We start from the raw sequence: 498 nt of genomic DNA on the forward strand, positions 1-498 counted from the left end.
AACTCGCCGCCACCGAAAAAACCACCACCGTCGTCGCCGGTAAGAACGTGACCGTCAGCGAAAAAGTGGACGGCAACAACACCGAGTACACCGTTAACGCCGACAAGACCACCCTCAGCCAAGCGGCGGGCGGTGCGGTTAAAGTCAGCGAAGGTGCGAAAGACGCCGACGGTGTTACCGATTACGCCCTCGACCTGACCGACGAAGCCAAAGCCGACATCGCCAAAGGCGTCGCGGCGAAAGACGCGGTGGACAACAAAGGCCTGACCTTTGCCGCCGACAACGGCACGACCGGTGCGAAGAAACTGGGTGACAGCCTGAGCGTCAAAGGCGACGGCAACATCCTGACCCGCGCCGACGAAAACGGCATCGGCTTCTCGCTGGCTGACAAGATTACCGTCGGCAAAGCAGGCAACGGCAACAAACCGCTCGTGATCGACGGTACTGCCGGTCTGATTTCCGGTCTGAGCAACACCACCCTGGGCGGTGCGGACTTTG

1 protein-coding gene is annotated in these 498 nt (G+C 60.8%); it reads left to right on the top strand.

Translation table 11 applies throughout. From position 1 onward, the window contains the following. Nucleotides 1–498, top strand: a 498-nt coding sequence (locus tag HMPREF3050_RS15170) for a hypothetical protein (RefSeq protein ID WP_210399941.1), incomplete at both ends; no start/stop codon positions are given.

The organism is Neisseria sp. HMSC065D04, from assembly GCF_001815675.1.
Taxonomy (GTDB): domain Bacteria; phylum Pseudomonadota; class Gammaproteobacteria; order Burkholderiales; family Neisseriaceae; genus Neisseria.